Annotated in this window: 19 protein-coding genes; 5 read left to right on the top strand and 14 right to left on the bottom strand. The window is 31.9% G+C overall.

The features are described from left to right. Window positions 1-86: 86 nt before the first annotated feature. Both WNY78_RS05210 and WNY78_RS05205 read left to right on the top strand, forming a co-directional pair. Complete coding sequence (locus WNY78_RS05210; RefSeq protein WP_342872130.1) at window positions 87-467, top strand: BlaI/MecI/CopY family transcriptional regulator; 381 nt, start codon at window positions 87-89, stop codon at window positions 465-467. Window positions 468-596: 129 nt separating this feature from the next. Further along, the gene (locus WNY78_RS05205; RefSeq protein ID WP_342872129.1) at window positions 597-1,883 is read left to right on the top strand and encodes an N-acetylmuramoyl-L-alanine amidase; all 1,287 of its coding nucleotides are present in this window, start codon (window positions 597-599) and stop codon (window positions 1,881-1,883) included. Window positions 1,884-1,981: 98 nt separating this feature from the next. Here WNY78_RS05205 and WNY78_RS05200 read toward each other — a convergent pair whose 3' ends face one another. The 5 genes from WNY78_RS05200 to WNY78_RS05180 are packed head-to-tail and all read right to left on the bottom strand — an operon-like array spanning window position 1,982 to window position 8,294. Further along, entirely contained in the window at window positions 1,982-3,790 is a 1,809-nt protein-coding gene (locus tag WNY78_RS05200) for an acyl-CoA dehydrogenase family protein (protein WP_342872128.1), read from the bottom strand. Window positions 3,791-3,834: 44 nt separating this feature from the next. Beyond that, on the bottom strand, window positions 3,835-4,197 hold the full coding sequence (locus tag WNY78_RS05195; RefSeq protein ID WP_342872127.1) for a four helix bundle protein: 363 nt from the start codon (window positions 4,195-4,197) through the stop codon (window positions 3,835-3,837). A 35-nt stretch (window positions 4,198-4,232) separates the two neighbouring features. Then, a complete protein-coding gene (locus WNY78_RS05190) occupies window positions 4,233-5,423 on the bottom strand; it encodes an acetyl-CoA C-acyltransferase (RefSeq protein WP_342872126.1) in 1,191 nt (396 codons plus the stop codon). A gap of 5 nt (window positions 5,424-5,428) precedes the next feature. Continuing rightward, window positions 5,429-7,837 carry a 3-hydroxyacyl-CoA dehydrogenase/enoyl-CoA hydratase family protein gene (locus tag WNY78_RS05185; RefSeq protein WP_342872125.1) on the bottom strand — a complete coding sequence of 803 codons (2,409 nt, stop codon included), beginning with the start codon at window positions 7,835-7,837 and terminating at the stop codon, window positions 5,429-5,431. A gap of 1 nt (window position 7,838) precedes the next feature. Then, window positions 7,839-8,294 (bottom strand): MarR family transcriptional regulator, encoded by a 456-nt coding sequence (locus WNY78_RS05180; RefSeq protein ID WP_342872124.1) that lies wholly within the window; start codon window positions 8,292-8,294, stop codon window positions 7,839-7,841. Between the two features lie 171 nt (window positions 8,295-8,465). On the opposite strand from WNY78_RS05180, the gene WNY78_RS05175 reads away from it, so the two are divergent. After that, entirely contained in the window at window positions 8,466-10,415 is a 1,950-nt protein-coding gene (locus WNY78_RS05175) for an LTA synthase family protein (protein WP_342872328.1), read from the top strand. Further along, on the top strand, window positions 10,412-10,972 hold the full coding sequence (locus WNY78_RS05170) for a dual specificity protein phosphatase family protein (RefSeq protein WP_342872123.1): 561 nt from the start codon (window positions 10,412-10,414) through the stop codon (window positions 10,970-10,972). Before WNY78_RS05175 ends, WNY78_RS05170 begins: the two co-directional genes overlap by 4 nt. A 4-nt stretch (window positions 10,973-10,976) precedes the next feature. On the opposite strand, the gene WNY78_RS05165 is transcribed toward WNY78_RS05170, so the two are convergent. From WNY78_RS05165 to WNY78_RS05150, 4 genes are all read right to left on the bottom strand, one after another. After that, complete coding sequence (locus tag WNY78_RS05165) at window positions 10,977-11,987, bottom strand: LuxR C-terminal-related transcriptional regulator (RefSeq protein WP_342872122.1); 1,011 nt, start codon at window positions 11,985-11,987, stop codon at window positions 10,977-10,979. Between the two features lie 44 nt (window positions 11,988-12,031). After that, the gene (locus WNY78_RS05160) at window positions 12,032-12,475 is read right to left on the bottom strand and encodes a hypothetical protein (RefSeq protein ID WP_342872121.1); all 444 of its coding nucleotides are present in this window, start codon (window positions 12,473-12,475) and stop codon (window positions 12,032-12,034) included. 119 nt (window positions 12,476-12,594) lie between these two features. Further along, window positions 12,595-14,370: a long-chain fatty acid--CoA ligase gene (locus WNY78_RS05155; protein ID WP_342872120.1), complete on the bottom strand. Its 1,776-nt coding sequence runs from the start codon at window positions 14,368-14,370 to the stop codon at window positions 12,595-12,597. A gap of 249 nt (window positions 14,371-14,619) precedes the next feature. After that, window positions 14,620-15,420, bottom strand: coding sequence for a helix-turn-helix domain-containing protein (locus tag WNY78_RS05150; protein ID WP_342872119.1), 801 nt, complete (start codon window positions 15,418-15,420; stop codon window positions 14,620-14,622). 199 nt (window positions 15,421-15,619) lie between these two features. On the opposite strand from WNY78_RS05150, the gene WNY78_RS05145 reads away from it, so the two are divergent. Beyond that, a complete protein-coding gene (locus WNY78_RS05145; protein ID WP_342872118.1) occupies window positions 15,620-16,144 on the top strand; it encodes a hypothetical protein in 525 nt (174 codons plus the stop codon). An 18-nt stretch (window positions 16,145-16,162) separates the two neighbouring features. Here the strand turns inward: WNY78_RS05145 and WNY78_RS05140 are convergent, their stop codons facing one another. From WNY78_RS05140 to WNY78_RS05120, 5 genes are all read right to left on the bottom strand, one after another. After that, on the bottom strand, window positions 16,163-16,918 hold the full coding sequence (locus WNY78_RS05140; RefSeq protein WP_342872117.1) for a hypothetical protein: 756 nt from the start codon (window positions 16,916-16,918) through the stop codon (window positions 16,163-16,165). Next, entirely contained in the window at window positions 16,915-20,643 is a 3,729-nt protein-coding gene (gene purL / locus WNY78_RS05135; protein ID WP_342872116.1) for a phosphoribosylformylglycinamidine synthase, read from the bottom strand. The genes WNY78_RS05140 and purL overlap by 4 nt, the downstream gene beginning before the upstream one ends. Before the next feature lie 142 nt (window positions 20,644-20,785). After that, on the bottom strand, window positions 20,786-22,591 hold the full coding sequence (locus WNY78_RS05130; RefSeq protein ID WP_342872115.1) for an endonuclease: 1,806 nt from the start codon (window positions 22,589-22,591) through the stop codon (window positions 20,786-20,788). A 248-nt stretch (window positions 22,592-22,839) separates the two neighbouring features. Then, window positions 22,840-23,979: an endonuclease gene (locus tag WNY78_RS05125; RefSeq protein WP_342872114.1), complete on the bottom strand. Its 1,140-nt coding sequence runs from the start codon at window positions 23,977-23,979 to the stop codon at window positions 22,840-22,842. A gap of 4 nt (window positions 23,980-23,983) precedes the next feature. Beyond that, window positions 23,984-25,201 (bottom strand): methyltransferase domain-containing protein, encoded by a 1,218-nt coding sequence (locus tag WNY78_RS05120; protein WP_342872113.1) that lies wholly within the window; start codon window positions 25,199-25,201, stop codon window positions 23,984-23,986. Window positions 25,202-25,211: the final 10 nt, after the last annotated feature.

Below are 25,211 nucleotides of genomic sequence, written 5' to 3'. Positions count from 1 at the left end.
AAGATATGAAAGTTTTAATTTGATTTTTTACAAATATTTGGTCAATTAAATTATATTACTACATTTGTAGTATTAAAACTATAATTGTGGATATAAAACAGTTAAATAAAACCGAATTACAAATCATGAAATATCTATGGATTCTTAAAAAAGGATTTATGAAAGATATTGTTGAGCAATTTCCGGAACCTAGACCAGCTTACACGACAATTTCAACATTGCTTAAACGCATGTGTGACAAGGATTACATAAGTTTTGAGAGGTTAGGAAGAGATAAGCAATATTATCCTGTATTAAAGAAAAACGATTATTTTTCAAAGCAAGTTAATGGGATGATAACGCACTTTTTTAATGATTCTAAATCTCAATTTGCTTCGTTTTTCACAAAAAACGCTGATTTATCAATGCAAGAATTAGAAGAGCTTCAAGAGCTTTTGCAAGAGAAAATTAACAATAAAAAGAAGTAAATGATCGATTACATTTTTTATACCGTTATAAGTTTAGGGTGTTCGTTCTTGGTTTATTTTTTTCTTCTGAAAAACCAAAAAACATTTCAGTTTAATCGCTTCTTCCTCTTAACAAGTGTGTCGCTTTGTTTGTTAGCACCAATCCTAGAGATTAATACTTTTGAAGCTGTACCTAGCATAACTGATATTTCTTTGCAAGTTTCCGAAGAGCAAACTATTTCCAAAGAGATAATAACTCTAGGTACACAAGTCCAAACCGAAACTTCTAATTTTACATTTTCTAGCATACTTTGGTATTTGTATCTCGTGATTTCTATGGGCTTCCTTTTTAGATTTTTCAAGAATTTAATTGACATTATAAAACTCACAAAGCAAAAGCATTCGCAAATTGGGAATTTAAAATTAGTAGAGACCAACGATCATAAAAATGCGTCAAGTTTTTTTAATTATCTGTTTGTTAATTCTGAAAGTTTAAATGATGAAACGTATTCTAAAAGTGTGATTCAACATGAACTTGTGCATTGCAATGAGTGGCATACAATAGATGTGATTTTTGTTGAATTGTTACTTTGTGTATTCTGGTTTAATCCATTTATATGGTTGTACAAACAAGCCATAATTCAAAATCATGAGTTTATTGCAGATAGCAAAACCGTTAATTCTGGAATTGATATAGAAGACTATTCTCAAACCATCATAAAATCGGGTCTCAAGGAATACCGCGTTCCTTTAACTAGCGGATTTAATTTCATTCAAATCAAAAATCGAATCATTATGTTACATCAATCAAAATCATCTCTTTTAAAACGAACTTTAAAAATCTCATCAGTTGTATTACTTTTTACATGCATTTTCGTCTTAAGTTGCACGTATAATGACATGAATAAAGATTCATTAATTGTTGTTATAGATGCTGCCCATGGTGGAAAAGATTCTGGCAATTCTAACGAAAAAGAAATTGTTTTAGAACTTACAAATACGTTAGCTTCATTGAGTGACGAACACGTTGAAATCATTCTCACGAGAAGCCAAGACGAATTTTTAACTTTAAAAGAACGTGTAGAATTTATTAATACTAAAAAACCAGACTTATTTTTAAGTTTGCACTGTAATGCTGCTAATAATAAGTCTGTTAGTGGAGTAGAAGCGTATTATAACTCAATTAATGAGCATAATAAATTAAGTCTTAATTATGCTGAAATTTTAGTTGAACATCAATTAGATCGTTTTTCAAACAGAGGTGTAAAGACAGCAAGTCTCTATATCTTGAAAAATACAACTGTACCAGGAATTGTTTTAGAACTAGGCTTTTTAACTAATGAAAACGATAGAGCAGTGCTAACTGATAAAGAAAAGCAGTTAGAAATAGCTAAGTCTTTATATGAAAGTTTACTAGAGATTAGAGAATTACAATAAAAGTTTAAATTAAAAAAGCCAATTCAATCCAAATTTTATTTTGGAAGAATTGGCTTTATAATTAGAATTATTTGAGAGTTAGTCTAATTATTGAATCATTAGAAGCAGTATTTGTTTTCTGCTTTTACTTTTTCGGCAATTTCAATACGTAAGTCTACGATATCTGGATAGTTAGCGTATTTTGTAAAGCGCTTAAGACCCATTAACATCATGCGTTGTTCGTCGCCTTCAGCAAAAGAAATAATACTTTCTTTTCCTTTTTCTTCAACGATATCTACTGCATGATATAAATATAATTTCGCCATAGCAATTTGAGCAGATTGAGCTTCTTCGCCAAAACGTTTAACATTTTTTTCTGTTCTTAAAATTGCAGATTCAGCCATATAGATTTCAATTAATATATCTGCAGCAGCAATCAATAATTGTTGATGGTCTTCTAATTGAGGTCCATATTTTTGAACTGCTCCACCAGCAACCATTAAGAACGTTTTTTTCAACTTCTTAATCATTTCTTTTTCTTCGGAAAATAATTCAGAATAATCTGGAGTTTCAAACGAAGGAATTCCCATTAATTCTTCTTGAACTTTTTGAGCAGGTCCTAAAAGATCAACATGACCTTTCATGGCTTTTTTGACTAGCATACCAACAGATAACATTCTGTTGATTTCATTTGTTCCTTCATATATACGAGCAATACGTGCATCTCTCCAAGCCGACTCCATTGGAGTTTCTTCAGAGAATCCCATACCACCAAAAATCTGAATCCCTTCATCTGCAGCATTTTGTACATCTTCTGATACTGCTACTTTTAGAATAGAACATTCAATGGCATATTCTTCAACACCTTTAAGTTCTGCTTCTTGATGTGTATTTCCTGCAGCTTCACGCATTGCGATACGATCTTCAATATTTTTTGAAGCTCTATACGTTGCAGATTCACCAGCATAAGCACTTGCAGCCATTTCAGCTAATTTGGTTTTAATAGCACCAAAATCTGAGATACGTGTTTTAAATTGTTTACGCTCATTAGCATAATTTACAGCAGTAGATAAAATTCTTCTTTGAGAATCTAAACATGCAGCAGCCAATTTAATACGACCAACATTTAGAGCATTCATTGCAATTTTAAAACCTTCACCACGACCAGCAAGCATGTTTTCTACAGGAACTACAGTGTCATTAAAAAATACTTGACGAGTAGATGAAGCACGAATACCTAATTTGTGTTCTTCTTCACCTAAAACAATACCATTTGGATTTTTACCATCATATTCTACGATGAAACCCGTAATATTTTTATCATCTTCAATACGAGCAAAAACAATCATCAAACTACAGAAACCTGCATTTGAAATCCACATTTTTTGTCCGTTGATTTTGTATGATTTTCCATCTGCAGACAATTCAGCAGTTGTTTTACCAGAGTTCGCATCAGATCCTGCTCCAGGTTCAGTCAAGCAATATGCTCCAAACCATTCTCCAGAAGCTAATTTTGGTACATATTTTTGTTTTTGTTCTTCTGTACCATATAATGTAATTGGCATAGTACCAATTCCTGTATGAGCACCAAAAGCAGTACTAAATGAACCAGTTCCAGAAGAAATGTAATCACAAGTTAATACTGTAGAAACAAATCCCATTCCCATTCCACCATAAGCTTCAGGAACAGCGACGCTTAAAAAGCCCATATCTCCAGCTTTACGCATAACTTCTTCAGTTAGTGCATAATCTTTAGCTTCAAAACGAGGTTTATGAGGAATGATCTCACGATCATTAAATTCCATTACGGATTCTTTCATCATCGTCTGTTCTTCCGAAAAATCTTCAGGAGTAAAAACGTCTTCGCAGTTAGTTTCCTTTACTAGGAATTGTCCGCCTCTTAATAATTCTTTGTCTTTAGTTTCCATTTTTTATTAATAGATTAAAGAAGATAGAAAATAGAGAATAGACTCTAATTGAGACTATTTTGGAATCCCATTGTCATTCTTTGGAATTTTTCTATTTTTTCTTCGAGTATTTTTAAATTGTTTTCGTTTATATAGTTTCTATGTTTTACTACTAATAGCTGAGTTCCTAATTCAAAGGAAGAGCCTAAGGAGATATCTAAAAAATGACTAAAGGATTTATCTGTTCTAGCGGATCCTTCAGCAATATTACTTGGCATTGAAACTGAACATCTACTAATTTGTGAACTTAAATCAAATCTTTCGTGCTTTGGAAAATCTAATAACACATCAGAAATATCATTGGTAATCTCTAAACCGAGTTTCCAAATTTTTAAATTTTTATAATTATGTCTTTGTTTAGCACACATTGTCTTTTATCTCTTTTCTATACTCTTTTCTCTGATTAATTCAGAAATTCAAATATCCCACAAGCACCTTGACCAGTACCAACACACATCGTTACAGCACCATATTTACCTTGCATATTTTGCTTACGCATTTCGTCAAATAATTGTACAGATAATTTTGATCCAGTACAACCTAATGGGTGACCAAGTGCAATTGCTCCTCCATTAACATTAATAATATCTGGATTTAAATCTAATTCTCTGATTACTGCTATGGATTGAGAAGCAAATGCTTCATTCAATTCTATTAGTGATAAATCAGACTGTTTTAAACCTGCTTGTTTTAATGCCTTCGGAATAGCCTTCACAGGACCAATTCCCATGATACGAGGCTCAACACCTGCAGCTGCATAATTGACTAAACGTGCAATTGGTTCTAAATTTAATTCTTTAACCATGTCTTCGCTCATAATCATAACAAAGGCAGCTCCATCACTCATTTGTGATGAGTTACCAGCTGTAACACTTCCACCAGCAGCAAATACTGCTCTAAGTTTTGCTAAAGCTTCTTTACTCGTTCCTGCACGAGGTCCTTCATCTTTAGTAACTGTATAAGATTTTGTTGCTTTTTTTCCGTTAGCATCTACATAAGTTTCATCAACTGTAATAGGTACAATTTGATCTTGAAAACGATTTTCAGCTTGCGCTCGTAATGCTTTCATATGAGAATTGTATGCGAATTCATCTTGATCTTCACGAGATACTTTGAACTGTTTAGCTACGGCTTCTGCAGTATTTCCCATTCCCCAATAATAATCTTCATGACCAGCTTTAACTGTGTCATAATTTAATTCTGGTTTAAAACCTGTCATTGGAACAGAACTCATACTTTCTGCTCCACCAGCAATGATACAATCTGCCATTCCTGCTTGAATTTTTGCAGTTGCAATTCCGATAGTTTCAATTCCAGAGGCACAAAAACGATTAACAGTAACACCAGGAACATCCACACTATCTAATCCAATTAATGAAATAAATCGTGCCATGTTTAATCCTTGAGAACCTTCAGGCATTGCGTTACCAACAATAACATCGTCAATTCGCTTTTTGTCTAAATTAGGTAGCTCTTTCATCATGTGCTGAATGGTTTCAGCAGCTAACTCGTCTGTTCGCTTAAATCTAAAAACTCCTTTTGGTGCTTTACCAACTGCAGTTCTATATGCTTTTACTATATATGCTGTTTTCATTTTTCTTAGTTTCTTAAAGGTTTTCCTTTTGTTAACATGTGTTGAATTCTTTCCAACGTTTTTCTTTCAGTACATAAAGAAAGAAATGCTTCACGTTCTAAATCCAATAAATACTGTTCGCTTACTAATGTTGGTTCAGATAAATCACCACCAGCCATAACGTAAGCTAGTTTATTAGCAATTTTCATATCGTGTTCAGAAATGTAGTTACTATCTTCCATAGCATCAGTTCCAACTAAAAACATTCCTAAGGCTTGTTTACCAAGTACCAACACATCTTTTCTGTGTACGGGTTGTGTATAACCCATATTTGCCATAAGCATTGCATGTTGTTTTGCAACAGCAATTTGTCTGTCTTTATTTACAACGACAACATCTTTTCCTTTTTGAAGAATTCCTAAGTCAAAAGCTTCATAAGCAGACGTTGCTACTTTTGCCATACCTATCGTTAAGAAATATTCTTGAAGCGTATTTAATTGTACATCTCCTTTTTTGAAAGTGTCTGAAGCCCTTAAGGCCATTTCTTTAGAACCGCCTCCTCCAGGAATCACACCAACACCAAACTCTACAAGTCCAATGTAAGTTTCTGCTGCTGCAACGACTTTATCTGCGTGCATTGATAATTCACAACCACCACCAAGCGCCATTCCGTGAGGAGCTGCTATTGTTGGGATTGCTGAATATCGCATACGCATCATTGTATCTTGGAAATATTTAATAGCCATATTAAGCTCGTCATATTCTTGCTCTGCAGCCATCATGAAAATCATGCCTATGTTTGCTCCAACTGAGAAGTTTGCTGCTTGGTTACCAACAACTAATCCTTCGAAATCTTTTTCGGCAATATCAATGGCTTTATTTAATCCAGCTAGTACATCGCCTCCAATCGTATTCATTTTAGATTGAAATTCTAGGTTAAGAATACCATCTCCTAAATCTTCAACAACAACTCCTGAGTTTTTAAATACTTCAGATGTTTTACGAATATTATCTAAAATTATAAATGAATCTTGACCAGGAATTTTTTCTTGTTTTTTCTTCGGAATATCATACGCATAAGTTGCTCCTTCTTTAACGGTATAGAAAGATGAACTTCCTGATGCTAACATCTCATTGACCCAAGCATTAGGTTCTAGACCTTCAGCTTTCATCATTTCAATTCCTTTTTCAACACCAATGGCATCCCAAATTTGAAAAGGACCATGTTCCCATCCAAATCCAGCTTTCATTGCATCATCAATTTTATATAAATCATCTGTGATTTCTGGAATACGGTTTGAAACGTAAGCAAATAATGCAGCGAAACTCTTTCTGTAAAATTCACCTGCTTTATCCTTTCCTTTAACTAAAATCTTAAAACGGTCTACAACTTTGTCAACTGTTTTAGTCAATTCTAAAGTGGCAAATTTGGCACGTTTAGCTGCTCTATATTCAAGAGAATTTAAGTCTAGTGATAAAATTTCCGAAGACCCATCCTCTTTTCTAACTTTTTTATAAAATCCTTGTCCGGTTTTACTACCCAACCATTTGTTTTCCATCATTTTATTGATAAAATCGGGTAAGACAAACAATTCATTACGCTCGTCATTAGGACAGTTTTCTTTAATTCCGTTGGCAACGTGAACCAAAGTATCTAAACCAACAACATCTACAGTTCTAAAGGTTGCCGATTTTGGACGACCTATAACTGGACCTGATAATTTATCAACTTCTTCTATCGTTAAATCTAAATCCTTTACAGCGTGAAATAAACTCTGAATACTGAAAATCCCAATTCGGTTTCCAATAAAAGCAGGTGTATCTTTAGCAACAACAGATGTTTTTCCTAAGAATTTTTCACCATAGTCATTTAGGAAGTCTAATACTGATTTGTCAGTTTTAGGACCAGGAATGATTTCAAATAATTTTAAATAACGTGCTGGATTAAAGAAGTGAGTTCCGCAGAAATGCTTCTGAAAATCTTCACTACGACCTTCACTCATAAATTTAATAGGAATTCCAGACGTGTTTGACGTAATCAAAGTTCCTGGAGTTCTATATTTTTCTAGCTTTTCAAAAACTTGTTGTTTAATATCTAATCGTTCAACAACAACTTCCATAATCCAATCTACATCTTTGACTTTCGCAATATCATCATCTAAGTTTCCAGTAGTGATGCGGTTTGCAAAAGAATTATGATAGAGTGGTGCAGGTTTAGATTTTATAGATGCAGTTAGCGCCTCATTTACTAATCTGTTTCTAACAACTTTGTCTTCTAACGTTAAGCCTTTAGCTTTTTCTTTGTCGTTAAGTTCTCTAGGTACGATGTCTAATAATAAAACATCAACACCAATATTGGCGAAATGGCAAGCAATACCGCTTCCCATAATTCCGGATCCAATAATCGCTATTTTTTTAATTCTACGTTTGCTCATCTTATTTTATAATGTGTTCTTTTTGATTATATATTTTTTTGTTTGAAATCATGTTATTTATAACTTCGGAAACTTTATAGAAGTTCATTAGTTCTTCTAGAGATACATTGGCTTTAATTGTTTCATTAAATGTCAACACTTTTTCTTTTGAATAAGCTCTTTTTTTTCTTCCGAAGTCGGTTAAGAAAATAAGAACACCACGACCATCTTCAGGATTAGGTTTACGTTCAATCAACCCTTTTTCTTCCATCATTTTTAAAGTTCTTGAAAGACTAGTGGCTTCCATTCCCATTTTAGGTCCTAAAGAGGTTGACGGTGTGCCATTTTCTGGATCAATACTTAATAAAGCAAATCCAGTTGCCATGGTGACACCAAATTGTGAAGCTTCTTCATTATACATCTTATTGACTGCTAACCACGTGGTTCTTAAGACGTAATCAATGGTTTTATCTTTCATATAAAAGTTTAAGAAATTCAAATATACAAAAATTTGTTATGCATGCATAATAAAATTTTAAAAAGATGTACGTATTTTTTGAGATTTGGATAGAGATTTTTATTAAAATAAATACTTTAAATTTACCACTTAATTTTATGAATGGCATTTCGCCACCAATTACTTTTCATATTGAACGATTCAGTTTATAGATTACAAGAATACAAAGTGTTTTTTTACAGACTTTTGTTAGCCTATATATTTTACTTTGTTGCTAGGGTCTTATTTTTACTTTATAATTTTGACTTGTTGCATGTTGAATCATTGACTGAATTTCTCAAAATTCAATATCATGGTTTAGCATTTGATACGACTGCTATTTTATATGTCAACAGCCTTTTCATGTTGATGTCATTATTGCCTTTATTTATAAATACAAAAAAGCGTTATCAAACGGTATTATTTTATGTTTACTTCATAACAAACCTTATCGCTTACGCTATCAATTTTATAGATTTTATTTATTATAAATACACCTTTAGCCGTACAACAATTGTAGTTTTTAATACACTTGAAAATGAAACTAATAAAGGGAGTATGATGTTCAGGTTTTTGATAGAATATTGGCACGTTGTTGTGTTATTTATTATAGCTGCTTCACTTTGGGTTTATTTGTATAAAAAAGTAAAAATAATCCCATCTCAAATTTCAAAACTCTCCTTAAAAATTGGTGCAAAATATGTTGTACTGTCTTTGGTTGTTTTTTGTGTCATTGCTGTATTAGCAATTGGAGGTATTAGAGGTGGAGATTTTGCAAAAAGTACTAGACCTATTAATCTTGTGGATGCAAATAGGCATGTCACAAAAATAGAGCAGGCAGATCTGGTTTTGAACTCACCATTTGCTTTTATAAGAACGTTTAATGCTAATTCATTTAAAAAGGTGGATTATGAAATGGACGAGTCTCTAGTGGATGCCTATGCACAACCTATAAAACAGTATTCCAACAACCCTAAATCAAAACCAAATATCGTATTGATTATTACAGAAAGCCTTGGTCGTGAATATCTAGGTGCTTTTAATACTGAATATGATATACCTGATTATGTAGGATATACACCTTTTTTGGATTCTCTTGCTGGAAATAGTTTGATTTTTCCTAATGCTTTTGCAAATGGAAGTAAATCCATACATGGTATGTCGTCTGTTTTGGCTGGTATTCCATCTTTTAAAGATGCCTTTACGTCTTCGGCATATTCAAAACAAGACATTCAATCTCTGGTTTCAGTATTAAATGATGAAGGTTATAATACATCATTTTTTCATGGTGCAGCAAGAGGCTCAATGGGTTTTTTAGGCTTTAGTAATATTTTAGGTTTTGATTCATATTTTGGTCGCGAAGATTATAAGAATGATGCAGATTTTGATGGGTTTTGGGGAATTTGGGATGAACCTTTTTTGCAATATATGAAGACGAATCTTGATGACATGGAAACTCCTTTTTTTTCAACAGTATTTACGGTGTCGTCTCATGACCCTTATGTGATTCCAGAAAAATATGAAGGTCAATTTCCTGTCGGAAATGTGCCAATGCACCAATGTGTTGGCTATACAGATTATGCATTTAAACAATTTTTTGAAGCAGCTAAAAAAGAACCATGGTTTGATAACACCATTTTTATAATTACTGCAGATCATGGGAACCAAGTCTATTATATGGATACATATTACAAATTGATTAATCGATTTACTGTACCAATTATGATCTATAAACCAGACAATTCTTTGAAAGCTGTTGATATGGAGTTAGCGCAGCAAATTGATATTTATCCAACGATATTGGATATGATTGGGTATGAAAAACCGTTTAGAAGTTGGGGACGAAGTCTGGTTGATACAACAGATTCAACAACACCTTTTGCTGTAAATTACAGTGGTTCTTACTATCAATTTCAGATGGGAAATTATATTTGTATTTTTGATGGTGATAAAGCAGTTGGATTTTACGATATTTATGACAAAGGTTTAAAGGTAAATCTCATAGAAAACAAAAATTCGGAAATGACTCAAATCGAAGATATATGTAAAGCTTATATCAAAGATTATTATGATAGAATTGTCGATAAAAAATTAAGTTTATGAAAAAAAAAGTAGGATTACTCGTTTTAGTTATCGTCATTATTGGAGTTGTAAAATTTTGTTATGATGTGCACATAAACTACAATTTTAAGTCAATTGCAGAGAATAAGGTTTATAAATCTGGAGTTATACCACCAGGTGAAATAGAAAATTATGTCAACATGTATAATATTAAAAGTATTGTTGATTTAAGATTTCCAGGTACAGATGATCTTGAAAACAATCCAGAAATTCCTGAAGAATTAACATTAGAAAAAAATGCTGTTGAAAAAATAGGAAACATTAATTATTATAACGTTGGAGCAGAGCAAGTGCCTAGTCAGGAAGCAGTAGATAAGTTTCTTAAAATTATGGATAATAATGATAATTATCCAGTATTGATTCATTGCCATCATGGTGACGGAAGAGCACCATTGTTTTCTGCAATCTATAGAATGGAATATGAAAATATGCCAAACGAAGAAGCTAGAGATGAAACTCGAGTTTTAGTCAAATGGAGTTCATTTGATGATGGTAAACCTAAAGGTGAATTTCTTAAAAACTATAAGAAACGTAGTTAATAACTTATTTTACTTCTTCTTTAAAATTTAGAATATCTTTTCTTGAGTTCACATTGAGTTTTGAGTAAATATTACTGACATGAGATTTAGTGGTACTGACTCCAATATTTAATTTTTCGGAAATTTCCTTATTGGACTTACCGTCTTTTAGTAGTGAGAAAATTCTGCGTTCTTGTACGCTAAGATCTTTTATAGGGTTTATTTCTTTTGTAATATTTTGTTTCAAAAGGCGATTCAAAAATAGTCCTATAAAAAATGAGATTAGAGCAATTAACGGAATTAAGATTATGGAACTAGTCTTACCTTTTTGTTTTGGTATTTTCTCTCTAAACGATTTGAAGTAAATTGAATTTTGATTATCCCATTTTTCTGAGAATTTTTGATAATATGCCGTGTTATTCATAATATCATTTTCATAACTACTTTTTTGTAACGCATACAATGATACTAATGGGTAAGAACAAGTGTCTGCAATTTGACGTAATTGTTCATTAAAAGCGTTAGTTACAAATTCACTTTTAATTCTCGTGGAAATATAATTTGTACTGTCTATATACCTTACTATATCATCAATTTTTCTTAGAATTTTATTCTTATCATCGTTTATGACTGATATATCATTAAATCTTCTATTTCTATTATTCACTAAGATATTTGATGAGTTATTTGCAATCACAAAAAAATGGTTTTCGTCTTTGCCACCTATAATAATTGAAGCTTCTGAAGAGCCTTTTTTTGAAACATGAATTCTATAGAGGTTATCGTTTTTAGGTAAAAAGCCTAAATTAAACTTAAAATATCCTGAGCTGTCAATTTTAGATTCAGCAATAATCATACTTTTTGACATGGTATACATTTTGCTAAATTCAGGAATAAGAGATAAGTAAATTTTCGGATTCCAAATACTATCTAGTTTAATAGTACCTTCAATAGTCTGGTTTACTTTGCTTGTTTGCGCATGCGAAATCGTTAAACTTAAAGATAATAGCACTAAAATAATTAAAACGTATTTCAATTTTTTTTGAGATAAAATTAAATGATTAATTACTTTCAAGCTGATTAGTTTGTAGTTGTAAAACGAGAATTTATTTCAACCTCGGCATAAGTTTTTATAGGAATAAGTTTAACAATCCAATCTCCTCTCATAGGGTTTTTTAAGAATTTTTCTATTTGACCTTCAACGGTTTCTTTTTCATAAAAATTATCTTTAGTACCATTTGATTTATCTAAAATTTGACTTTCAACAGCAAACTCACCCTGTTTATTACCATTAGGATCATAGATTTCAACTTTTAAATTACCCAAAATTACTTTACAACTTATATTGAGTCCGACAAAAGATGTTTTTTCATAAACAGATAATTTGATGTTTTGTGCTTCAATATCTTCAGGAGTTAATTTTATAGATCTTTTTAAGTCAAAAGTTGATGTTTCCTGTGCAATTGAAGTTTGAAAAGAAAATAATACAAATAGTAAAATTGAAATAGATAATAAAGGTTTCATATAGATTAAATTTAAAGTTAATACTACAAAACTATCTTAACAATACATACTCTAGAGATTATATGAGGATGAAAAAGGTTGTAATAAAGTTCTAAAAACGTGTAAAACCATTAAAAACATTATGATCTATATATCTTATCATATAAATCTTGGTAAATATTTTTAATAATAGCGCGTTTCATTTTCATGGTAGGCGTTAAATGGCCACCATCAATTGACCAAACATCTGGTGTGAGTTCAAAACGTTTGATTTGTTCCCATTTTCCGAAGTTTTTATTGTACTTAGTTACTTCTTTTTGAATTCGTTCTATAACAATATTAGAGCTTGCAATCTCAGCATCTGAAGTGCCAATATTAAGTTTATTATCCTCTATCCAACTACGAATAAAGTCAAAATTAGGTTGTATAATAGCTGCTGGCATTTTTTCACCTTCACCAATCACCATAATTTGTTCTATGAATAGCGATTGTTTCATATCGTTTTCTAAAAGTGGTGGTATTACATATTTTCCACCTGAGGTTTTAAACATTTCTTTTTTACGACCAGTAATTTTTAAAAATCCATCTTCATCAATCATTCCTTTATCTCCAGTATGGAAATAATCACCCGTCATTACCTCTGCGGTTTTTTTAGGATCTTTATAATACCCTAGCATAACGTTTGGTCCCTTTATTAAGAGTTCACCATCTTCAGCAATTTTAACTTCTACATTTTTGATTGGTTTCCCTACAGAGCCAACTCTAAAATGATGATTGGCATACATTTCTACTGATACTACAGGTGACGTTTCTGTGAGTCCGTAGCCTTGCATAACTTGCATGCCTGCAGCCGAAAACATTCGTGTTAATCTTGGTTGTAAAGCTGCGCTACCAGACACCATAGTGTGTAATTCTCCACCTAGAGCTTCTCTCCATTTACTAAAAATAAGTTTATTGGCTATTTTAAGTTTGAATTCGTACCAAGCACCATTTGCTCCATATGGTTCCCATTTTTCTCCTAAACGAACAGCCCAAAAGAACAATGATTTTTTTAAACCAGTTAAATCTTCGCCTTTAGCAATAATTTTGTCAAATACCTTTTCTAATAATCGTGGTACTACGCTCATCAAGTTTGGCTTAATTTCTTTAGCATTGTCGCCAATTTTATCTATGCCTTCAGCAAAATAAATAGTGGCTCCAGCATACTGATATAAATAAATGAGTACACGTTCAAATACATGACAAATAGGTAAGAAACTTAATATTCGTTTGTCTGTATTTTTTAAAAGTGGTAAACGCTCAGAAGCATCTAAAGCATTACTTGTTATATTGTTATGTGATAGCATCACGCCTTTTGGCTTTCCTGTGGTGCCAGAAGTGTAAATTATTGTTGCTAAATCATGTGGCAAAACTGCATTTTTTCTAGCTTCTACTTCAGGTTGTGTGCTTTCATCTTTTCCAAGTTCAAATAATTCAGAGTAGTGTTTGCAACCTTCAATATGATTAAAAGAATATACTTCTTTAATCTTTGTATTGGCTTGTACTTTTCTAACTTTTGCTAAAACATCTACATCAGAAACAAAGCAATAAATTGATTCGCTATGGTTTAATACATATTCATAATCTTCAGCGCAAATGGTTGGATATATTGGGATATTTTGAGCACCTATTTGAAGAATACCAATATCCATGATATTCCATTCGGTTCTATTTGTTGTAGAAATTACAGCAATTTTATCATTTTTTTGAATTCCTAGTTTTAATAAAGCACGACTCATGGCATTAGCTTTATCTAAATATTCTTTGGTAGACGTTTTAACCCACTTACCATCATACTTGGTAACTAAAGCAGCATCTAAATTATATTTTTCTAGTTGATAATATGGAAAATCAAAAAGTCTAGTTATTTCTGTCATTAAATAGAGTGATAAGATTGTAGTATTGCAAAATATGAAATTAAAAGTGAATTTCATATATGAAGATAAAAAAAGGAGCTACAATGACATAGCTCCTAGTTTATTAAATTCTAACTAAAATTGAAATCGTAATACTAAATAAATATCTAAAAACTAATAAACCCTTTTATATTGTTTTTTTGATTTCACTTTAGACTCAAAACTAAAACTTATTATTGGTTAAATGGTGTAAATAATCGTAATAGCTAACTATTTTTTATAAACTGCTTTTATTAATGGATAATCCTTTTTAAAATAAGATTGAGGTGTTTCATTCATAAATAATTTGAAATCTTTTGAAAAGTGTGACCTGTCATAATAATCAAACAAATAAATAAGATCATTGATTGCGATTTCTTGGCTTTCATATTTACGCATCAATTTTATAAATCTATACAATCTTACATATTTCCCTGGAGTTAGACCAACAATTTTTTTGAACTGTATTTCTAAAGTTTTTTGAGAAATATCTAAGTGGTCTAAAATTTCATTTATGCTTATTAAACCTTCTTTCTCTTTAATCAAATCAATCACTTTGTCAATATTACTAGTAGAATTATTTGTTGCTAAATCAAGATTTGAAAGACATTTATTTAAGTTTTTGACAATGTCCTCAGGTTTTGAATAATTCTCAAAAACAGGTTTAATTCTTTTATAAAATACTGGGTGAAATGACTCTAAGGAAGTGTGTTTGTTGTCTAATTTGGAAATATCTGTATTTAAAATTTTGAATAATGCGGTAGGATGAAAGCTAATACCAAAAGATAGGGACTTAGTCTGACCAAGAAATTGGTAAGATCTAAAAAATTGACCACTAATAGTAGTGCCTTTGATAGGCATCTCTTTTTTATTTAAAACAGCTTTTTGTTTACCATAAAATACATGTGTTACATGTGTGAAACCAAGAGGTAATATAGCTGAATTAAAAGGTGCAGACTCTTCAGTGATTTTTAACTGATAGTACTCTTCAACTAAATTAGGAACATTATTGTCAAAATAAGTAAGGGTCATGTATATTATTTGTAGGTAAAAAGATACAAATTGGATTAACAATATCTAATAAATTTAAGAATTTATATTTATATTTTTGAATAAATGATTTAATAGAGTAGATTAAAATAATGATAAGACTTCTTGCAAACTTTTTGCCTTTTATCATCTATTCTATATAAACAAAATAATTATTAAGAAAAAAACTAAAACTATTATTATGAAAAAAATTGCTTTACTACTCGTTTTTTCTATCTGTGTATTTAATTGTAGTGATGATGAAACTAATTTATTTAACATTCAAGATAAAGCTTACGTTTTAACTCATTATATTATAGAGAACAATGTAGACTTAAATGCTGACGGGATTTTTTCAAATGACCTATTAACTGAGAAAAATTGTTTTGTGAATTTAATGTATTTCCGTGAAGATTTTCAAATAGGAAGTCCAGCGAGCCACTTTCTTGCTGCTTATGTAGATGTTGAAAGTGAAGATGCGCCAATTCAAAAAACAAATTGCTTTCATTGGGATGGAGCATATTTAAATTATACACAAAATGAAACTCGTTTACGTTTAACTTATGGTGAAGAACTTTTATTTTCGGGTGATCTTTCAGAAAACAATACTATCCTTACATTAATTCTACCTAATGAACAGCTCTTTACAGATGAATTTTTATATGAAGATGGTACGATCGGAGATTATACAGGTGATGTTACAGCTATTTACGAGCTTGTTGAATAAGTAATAAGTTTTGTATTCTTAAACCTTAGAATTTAGTGAATTTAAGTTTTCTTCAAACTCCTTTTTATGAAGCTTCCAACGTTTTCCTTTAATTAAATCTTTAAATATCTTACCATTATTATCATTGTAGTTTTTACAATAAAAACTACCATCTGGATGAATTACAATAGTGAAGAACCGACTATAGGAGTCTCTAAATAACTTATCAATTAATCCATAGTAATCCTCATACCACTTGGCTTTTTTAAATTCTAAAGGATGGCCATTGTTTACTTTAAAATAATGATAAACGTTAGATTTGTTTCGTTTTGATAGTTTTCTAACACAATCTTTATGTTTTACAACAAATGTCTTATGACTCATAACATGGCGATGAGTTGTGCTGTCTTTGTTGTAAGCTATGCCTGTTTTTTTAGCAAATTCATTTATTGGTTTAAGTGAGTCTTGATAATGAATTATCATCACTTTAGTAGTATCTACATTATTTCGAGAATTTAATAAACTAAATAATTGATGTTTTTGAGAAATTTTTAATTTACCAAAAAGATGAGAAAATCTTAATTTATATAAAACTAATGTGTCATTTTCAAATCTTAGACTAGAAAACAAAGGGCTATCAAGTTTAAGGTTAAAAGATTTTTTAATAATAGGTTGGTTAGTCTCATTAAGAAATAAGGTGTCTTTTTGATACTTGTAAATGACTTGAGGTTTATCATTCTGAGCAGAACAAAAAATCCATCCTAACAAAAAAAAGGTATAAACTATTATTTTCATTGTCTTACAATCCATAATCTAGCATTCACAAAAGCCTCTAGCCAAGGTGATACTTCATCTTTTCTTCCATTAGGATAGTTTGCCCAATTCCATTGAAACGTTGATCGCTCAATATGTGGCATCATTACTAAATGACGTCCAGTCTTGTCACACATCATAGCAGTGTTAAAGTCAGATCCATTTGGATTTGCAGGATAACTATCGTAACCATATTTTGCGACGATATTGTATTCGTTTTCTTTCTCAGGAAGATTAAATTTTCCTTCGCCATGAGAAATCCAAACACCTAAAGTTGCATCTTTTAATGTAGATAACATAATTGAGTTATTCTCTTGAACAGTTACAGAAGTAAACGCGCTCTCATGCTTTTTAGAATCGTTATGTAGCATTTTTCCATGTACATCATGATCTGGATTTATAAGCTCTAATTCCATGAATAACTGACATCCATTACAAATCCCAACCGATAAAGTATCTTCTCTTTCAAAGAAATTCTTAATCGCTTTATTGGCATTGTCATTATACTTAATTGCTCCAGCCCAACCTTTTGCAGATCCTAAAACATCACTATTAGAAAACCCACCTACAGCTCCTAAAAACTGTATGTCTTCAAGCGTTTCACGACCAGAAATTAAATCTGTCATGTGCACATCCTTAACATCAAAACCAGCTAGATACATTGCATTTGCCATTTCGCGTTCAGAATTGCTCCCTTTTTCACGAAGTATAGCAGCTTTAGGTCGTGTTGTCTCATTGAGTGCAGTCGATTGGTTGTCAAGAGGTCTCATCTGTGCTCGACCTGACAACATATCTTCTAATTTTCCTGTGAAATGCTTCGGAAATTTATAAACTAGAGGTAATTGTGCATAATTTTCATATCGTGCTTTAGCCAACCCATTCGAAGTTTGCTTATCGTCTAATAAGTAAGACGTTTTATACCAAATAGCTCTCATTTCAGAAACATCAAAAGAAAAATTATCATCGTTGTTTTTGATAGTTACTTTTTCTGAAGTATTTACAGTTCCTATATTGAAAAATTCAACATCGTTTTCTGATAAGATTGTTTCTACTGAACTGTCTGCTTGAAAAACTAATCCAGCATTTTCAGCAAATAATACTTTTATAGAATCTTCTTCATTTAAAGCTGAAATATTAAAATCAGCACCTAAATTTCTATCAGCAAAACAGAGTTCTAATAACGACGTAATCAATCCACCTGAAGCAACATCGTGTCCTGCAGAAATTTTATCAGTCTTAATTAAATTTTGAATGGTGTTAAAAGTGTTCTTTACAAAGCTAGCATTTTTGACATCTGGAGCTTCATTACCAATCGTATTTAAAGTTTGATGAAAAGAACTTCCTCCTAATTTAAAATCATCTTGAGACATATTAATGTAGTAGATGTTTTCACCATTCTGTTGTAAAACGGGTTCTACAACTTTAGAAATTTCATTACAATTTCCAGCTGCAGAAATGATAACCGTTCCTGGAGAAATAACTTCACCATCAGGATATTTTTGCTTCATAGATAAGGAATCTTTTCCTGTTGGAACATTGATACCTAAATCTATTGAGAACTCTGAAATAGCTTTCACAGCTTGATACAAACGAGCGTCTTCACCTTCATTTTTACAAGGCCACATCCAGTTTGCAGATAATGACACAGATTGTAAATTATCTTTTAAAGGTGCCCAAATAATATTTGTTAAAGCTTCAGTAATAGAATTTCTACTTCCAGCTTCTGGATGAATTAAGCCAGAAATAGGAGAGTGGCCAATTGCCGTTGCGATACCTTCTTTTCCGTTGTAATCTAATGCCATAACGCCAACATTATTCAACGGAATTTGCAAAGGACCAACACACTGTTGTTTTGCAACTTTTCCACCAACACAACGATCTACTTTATTTGTTAACCAATCTTTACAAGCTACAGCTTCTAATTGTAAAACTTGCTCTAAATAGATTTTTAAATTCTTCGTTTTGTAACGCGAATTTTTATAATTTCTAGCAATAGTTTTATCTGTTAAAATCGTTTTTGGAGAAGAACCAAACATATCTTCTAGAGCTAAATCCATTGGTTTATCTCCTTTGGTTTTAGATTCAAAAGTAAACCTATGATCTCCTGTAACGTCACCAACAGTATACATTGGAGAGCGTTCTCGATCTGCAATTTTTTGTAAGGTATCTAAATGTTTTTCGGCAATCACTAATCCCATTCGTTCTTGAGACTCATTGCCAATAATTTCTTTAGCAGATAATGTTGGGTCACCAACTGGTAATTTATCTAAATCTATTTTTCCACCTGTATCTTCAACTAATTCTGATAAACAATTTAAATGTCCACCAGCACCATGATCGTGAATAGAAACTATAAAGTTCTCATCACTTTCTACCATACCACGAACAGCGTTTGCAGCTCGTTTTTGCATTTCAGGATTAGAACGTTGTACAGCATTTAATTCAATTCCAGATGCGAATTCTCCAGTATCTGCAGAGGAAACTGCAGCTCCACCCATTCCGATTCTATAGTTTTCTCCACCAAGAATTACAATTTTATCGCCTTTTTTGGGAGTGTCTTTTAGTGCCTGATTAGATTTTCCGTAACCAATGCCTCCTGCTTGCATAATCACTTTGTCGTAACCTAATTTTCTAGCTTGAGAGGTGCTAGAAGATGCATTTTCTTCATGCTCAAAAGTTAACACAGAACCACAAATTAGAGGTTGTCCAAATTTATTTCCGAAGTCAGAAGCACCATTAGACGCTTTAATTAAAATATCCATTGGAGTTTGATATAACCAATCTCTAGCTTCAAATTTTTGTTCCCAAGGTCTGTTGTCTTCTAAACGAGAGTAAGAGGTCATGTAAACTGCTGTTCCTGCTAAAGGTAATGAGCCTTTTCCTCCTGCTAATCGATCACGAATTTCTCCTCCAGATCCAGTTGCTGCTCCATTAAAGGGCTCAACGGTTGTTGGGAAATTGTGCGTTTCTGCTTTTAATGAAATTACAGATTCGAATTCTTTAGTCGTGTAAAAATCAGGAATATCGGCACGTTTTGGTGCAAATTGTTCAACTTTTGGGCCTTTTATAAATGCGACATTATCTTTATAAGCAGACACAATAGTATTTGGGTTTTGCTTAGACGTTTCTTTAATCATTTTGAAAAGCGAGTTAGGCTTTTCTTCTCCATCAATAACAAATGTGCCATTAAAAATTTTATGACGACAATGCTCACTATTAACTTGTGAGAATCCAAATACTTCAGAGTCGGTTAATGGTCTACCAATTTTTTTAGCAACACTTTCTAAATACTCAATCTCTTCATCATTAAGCGCTAAACCTTCTTGTTGATTATATGCTGAAATATCTTCTATATTAAGAATCTCTTCTGGTTGAATATCAATATTGAATGATTCTTGATTTAAACTGTTATATTTTTCAGAAATCATAGGGTCAAATCCTATGAACTCTTTTTTACAGCTTTCAAATTCTTCAATTCGGATAATACCATCAATTCCCATGTTTTGAGTAATCTCAACAGCATTAGTACTCCAAGGCGTTATCATAGCTGCACGTGGACCAACAAAAAAAGCATCGAGAGATGCTTGTTCTAGTTTTGGTTGGTTGCCAAATAACCATGTCAATTTAGCTATGGTTTCCGTTGATAATTCTTTTGTTGCTTGAACAGCAAATAGTTTACTGTTTTGGTTTCCGAAGAAATGAATCATTATATCGTATTTTGTAGTGATTTTTTGAAAGTGTAAATTTACTTTTTTTCAATTTGATTTCATCTAAATTTCATGATGAAAATTTAGAGTTATTCACGAGGTTTTAAACATAAAAAAAAGCGACTCGAAAGCCGCTTTAGATTTAATTTTTAATTAATTTTCTACTAATTGTAGAATTGTCTTGTGTTAATCTAACAATATATATTCCGCTATTTAAATGTTCTACATTTATATTTTCAGAAGTGTTAATTACTTTAGAAATCACTTTCTTTCCTAAAATGTCATAGATATTAACAAGTGTTGTTTTTTGTGTGTTTAAATCAATATACAAGTTGTCATTAACAGGATTTGGATACAATTTAACACTAGAAGAATTAAACTCATCAACACTTAAAAGTGAGTAACATGTCCAAGAAATATCATCTATTGCGACTCTTGCACTTCCTCCAGATGTGTTATCATCTTGTATCACGACAGTTACAGGACCTTCAATGTTAATATTATTAATAGTCGTTGTTTGTGGTGATGTACTAAATGGTATGTCACCTTTGAGGACACCATTTACGTAAAGGTTAAGAGAGCCAGCTGTACCTGTAAAAACTTGTAATGTAGTTATTGTAAAGTTACCAATACCACCATTTATAGTAGATGACGTTAAGGTACCATTTGTTGTGTTCCTAAAATCTATAGCTATTGCTCTATTATTTATTGTTTGATCAGTTCTTGCTTCTGTGGCATCCCATTGTAACCCATTGTCACCAATCCAAGTTCTATCTGTATAACTACCATTGGAAGCAGGAATGTTTTCAAATGTTTCTGTTGTGCAAATTGATCCAGTTCCATTATTTGTTGTGGTTTCACAATCTTGGTTACTAAAATCAGACGTATTACCTGCAGCATCCTTTGCTTTAATTGTAAAACAGTAATTTGTATCTGGTGATAAACCATTAGCTGTAAAAGAAGATGTGTTTGTTGTATTGAAAGTTAAAACGGCATCCACATAAATATCATAAGACACAACTCCAACATTATCAGTAGAAGATGTCCAGTTTAAGTCTATAGAATTATCTGTTGGGTTTGAAGCCACTAGATTGGTTGGTTTAGATGGGTTCTCATTATCTGGAGTTGGGTTCCAAATTAAGTTAGCGTATTCTGGTTGGTCAATAAAAGGATTTCTGTTGCCTTGATGAATATATGAAGCATTATTTCTATTAATTTCTCGGTTATTTACAGGGTCACCATTATGCCAATCTAGTAACATATCAATAAACCAATCTTCATAAACTTGATTACTTGTGTTATTAAGCATTGGATGATCCCAAGCGGCTACTTGATTCTCATATCTAACAGCAAAATAAAGTAGGCATCGTGCAATATCACCTTTGAATTCGTCAATGGGTTCAAATACAGTTCCTGTATAACCATTAATACTGCTTGTCCCTCGTTTGGACCCATTTAAATAAGTTGTAGAAGGTGAGTTAGTTTCACCAAAGGCTAAACTACCTCTTCCATTATTTACATAACCATCCGTTGGAATAACTTGATGAATATCACCAACCATAGGCATGCTGCTACCATAAACACTTTGAGGCATTAGATGTTCTCCATTATAACAATCCATTTCACTGTCATAATTACCACATTTGTCACTTGGATTTGCATAATAGCTATAGTTGTAAGGGTCTGAAGCAGTTGGGTTTTCAGAATACATATCCATTACAGAACCATCATTTTCATAAAAATCGTCCGTATCTGTAGCTTTATAACCTGTATCAAGGTCAAATAATTGATCATAAGATTTTGGGCTATGACCATTTGTTATAATATTTCTTAATTGAGTTTTTAAAACATAGCCAGATCCTGTTGCAGAATCGTAATATCCTGCAGGAATTTGTGCAGAAGTAGTAATTGTAAATAGAATAGTAAATAAAATGTATATGTGTTTCATTATATTGTTTTTTATCGAACAGACATTAGCCTAAATGTTTCCAGTTTCCGAAGAAATGAATCATGTTATCAAGTTTGTTTTAAAAAATTGAGAGTGCTAATTTACACTTTTTAGATATATTAGGAGCAGTTATTAAATTTGAAAACATATAGTTATTCACGCTTTATTAACCAAAAAAAGAACAATTCTATTCACTGAGCTAGTCACAGTGAATAGAATTGTTCTTTTTTTTTTAAAGCTTCTAAAAATTATTGCTTTATCAACTTTTTTGTGATACTTCCATTTTCCGAAGTAAGTTTAACTAAATAAACACCTTTAGATAAACCAGAAATATGTAATTGTTTCTGATTAGCATTTATAGTTTGAACTTTTACCTTTTTACCTAAAAGATCATAAATTTCTACAACAAGGTCGTTATTAGAATCTATGTTTACAAAATTTCCTTTTGCAGGATTTGGATACATTTTTACAATATTCTGATTTTGAAATTCATCTACAGATAAAGCACTTTGCCAAATTTCAAAAACAAATTGTGGGTTGTCAATAAATGGATTTCTATTGTCTTGTCTCGTGAAAATTGCATTGTTTCTATCAATTTCTCTTTGAGACACAGGATCGTTTTGATGCCAATTATATAGAAGATCTAAGAACGGTTGGTCAATTGCTTGGTTCACTGAGCCGTCAAACATGACATAATTAAATCCACCTATTTGGTCTTCGTAACGCGTTGCAAAGAAGAAAAACATTCTAGCAATATCACCTTTAAATTCATCTATAGGTTCAAAAACATCGCCATTATAACTAGAACCAATACCAGTAATTGTGTTTTCTCCTCTTTTAGTGCCGTTAGAATATTCATCAAATTGGGTTGTAGTATCTACAAACCCGTAAGGTAAATTACCTCTTTGTCCATTTACATATTTATCTGATGGGATTACAAAATGCGCATCATTTCTCATAGGAGAACCACTATTGAAAGACGATTGCGGAATGGTATGCTCTCTATTATAGCGTTGCCCTTCTGCTGTTCCCATGGTACCATCATCTTGATTTATACCATATGTATATTCATAAGCATCTGGTAAATTTGTATTGGTATTATCTGGATTTTGCATTACACCTTCAGAATACATATCTAATAAAGTGCCATTATTTTCATAATATAAATCTACATCAGACAATTGGTAAGTGACATACAGAGCAGAATATCCTAAATCTTGAGCAATAAACTCTGTGGTTAAACCATCATCATCATTGTCAATAATATTTTTTAATTGCGTTTTAAGCGCAAACCCTGTTCCTGTAGCAGAATCGTAGTATCCAGCAGGAATTTGCGAAAAAGCAACAGTTGAGATTAATAAAGTAAGTATAAAGTAAAAGTGTTTCATGTGTTTATTTTTTTTTCTTTTCTAGTAATGCCATGTAAAAACCATCAAATCCAGTTTTGTGAGACAAAATGCTTTTGTCTTTTACAAATGTAAAATCTTTCCCTAAATCTGATGCTAAAAACGTATCTACTTGAGCTTTGTTTTCCGAAGGAAGAATAGAACACGTCGCATATACTAATTGTCCGCCTGCTTTTACTATTCTAGAATATTGTTGTAAAATCTCTTGTTGCGTTACTTTTATTTTGTCAATAAATTCTGGTTGTAATTTCCATTTGGCATCAGGATTACGACGTAAAACACCTAATCCAGAACAAGGCGCATCAATTAAAACACGATCTGCTTTGTCGTATAATTTCTTAATGACCTTCGTAGATTCTATTGCTCGAGTTTCAATATTCCAAGCACCATTACGTTTTGCTCTTCGTTTAAGTTCATTTAATTTATTAGCATAAATATCTAGAGCAATAACCTGACCTTTATTTTCCATTAATGTGGCAAGGTGAAGTGCTTTACCACCAGCACCAGCACATGTGTCAACAACACGCATTCCTGGTTTTACATCTAAAAATTCTGCGACTAATTGTGATGAAGCATCTTGCACTTCAAAGAACCCTTTTTTGAAAGCTTCAGTTTGAAATACATTAGCTCTTTCTTTAAGTTTAAGTGCGCTTGCGTAGCCTTTGATGCTTTCTGTTTCTATACCATCATCAAATAATAAAGCCTGTAAATTATCTTTTGTAGTATTAAGCGTGTTGACTCTTAAAATTACATCTGCTTGTTCGTTTAAAGCAGCAATTTCTTTAGTCCAAACAGATTCTCCTAATTCTTTAACGCCTAATTCGTCTAACCAATCTGGAATAGATTCTTTAAATTTTCGAGTATTAGACAATTCATCAAAACGACCTTTTATTTTTCTAGTTGGAGTATTTTCAAAATAACTCCAATCTGGTAATTTAATACCTCTTAAGGTTGCCCAAACTGCAAAAATGCGCCAAATATTCTCACGATCATAAGGTGCTTTGACTTCAGCAATTTCAGTATATAATCGTTTCCATCTCACAATATCGTAAGTGGTCTCTGCAACAAAACCACGATCTCGACTTCCCCAACGCTTGTCGCGCTTAAGGAGTTGCTGGATGACTTTATCTGCATATTTGCCTTCGTTAAGGATTAAAGTTAATCCATCGATGACTGCAAAACATAAATTTCTGTGTAAACGCATTATAAAAAAT

It is taken from the genome of Psychroserpens sp. AS72, assembly GCF_038900375.1.
GTDB lineage: Bacteria > Bacteroidota > Bacteroidia > Flavobacteriales > Flavobacteriaceae > Psychroserpens.
The sequence above is the reverse complement of the archived record's forward strand: the minus strand, read 5'-3'. Positions and strand labels throughout refer to the sequence as shown.

Coding starts and splice junctions, on each gene's coding strand:
- WNY78_RS05200 (WP_342872128.1), bottom strand. CDS start 3,790: ATGGAAACTAAAGACAAAGAATTATTAAGAGGCGGACAATTCCTAGTA.
- WNY78_RS05195 (WP_342872127.1), bottom strand. CDS start 4,197: ATGTGTGCTAAACAAAGACATAATTATAAAAATTTAAAAATTTGGAAA.
- WNY78_RS05190 (WP_342872126.1), bottom strand. CDS start 5,423: ATGAAAACAGCATATATAGTAAAAGCATATAGAACTGCAGTTGGTAAA.
- WNY78_RS05185 (WP_342872125.1), bottom strand. CDS start 7,837: ATGAGCAAACGTAGAATTAAAAAAATAGCGATTATTGGATCCGGAATT.
- WNY78_RS05180 (WP_342872124.1), bottom strand. CDS start 8,294: ATGAAAGATAAAACCATTGATTACGTCTTAAGAACCACGTGGTTAGCA.
- WNY78_RS05170 (WP_342872123.1), top strand. CDS start 10,412: ATGAAAAAAAAAGTAGGATTACTCGTTTTAGTTATCGTCATTATTGGA.
- WNY78_RS05160 (WP_342872121.1), bottom strand. CDS start 12,475: ATGAAACCTTTATTATCTATTTCAATTTTACTATTTGTATTATTTTCT.
- WNY78_RS05155 (WP_342872120.1), bottom strand. CDS start 14,370: ATGACAGAAATAACTAGACTTTTTGATTTTCCATATTATCAACTAGAA.
- WNY78_RS05150 (WP_342872119.1), bottom strand. CDS start 15,420: ATGACCCTTACTTATTTTGACAATAATGTTCCTAATTTAGTTGAAGAG.
- WNY78_RS05145 (WP_342872118.1), top strand. CDS start 15,620: ATGAAAAAAATTGCTTTACTACTCGTTTTTTCTATCTGTGTATTTAAT.
- WNY78_RS05140 (WP_342872117.1), bottom strand. CDS start 16,918: ATGAAAATAATAGTTTATACCTTTTTTTTGTTAGGATGGATTTTTTGT.
- purL (WP_342872116.1), bottom strand. CDS start 20,643: ATGATTCATTTCTTCGGAAACCAAAACAGTAAACTATTTGCTGTTCAA.
- WNY78_RS05130 (WP_342872115.1), bottom strand. CDS start 22,591: ATGAAACACATATACATTTTATTTACTATTCTATTTACAATTACTACT.
- WNY78_RS05125 (WP_342872114.1), bottom strand. CDS start 23,979: ATGAAACACTTTTACTTTATACTTACTTTATTAATCTCAACTGTTGCT.
- WNY78_RS05120 (WP_342872113.1), bottom strand. CDS start 25,201: ATGCGTTTACACAGAAATTTATGTTTTGCAGTCATCGATGGATTAACT.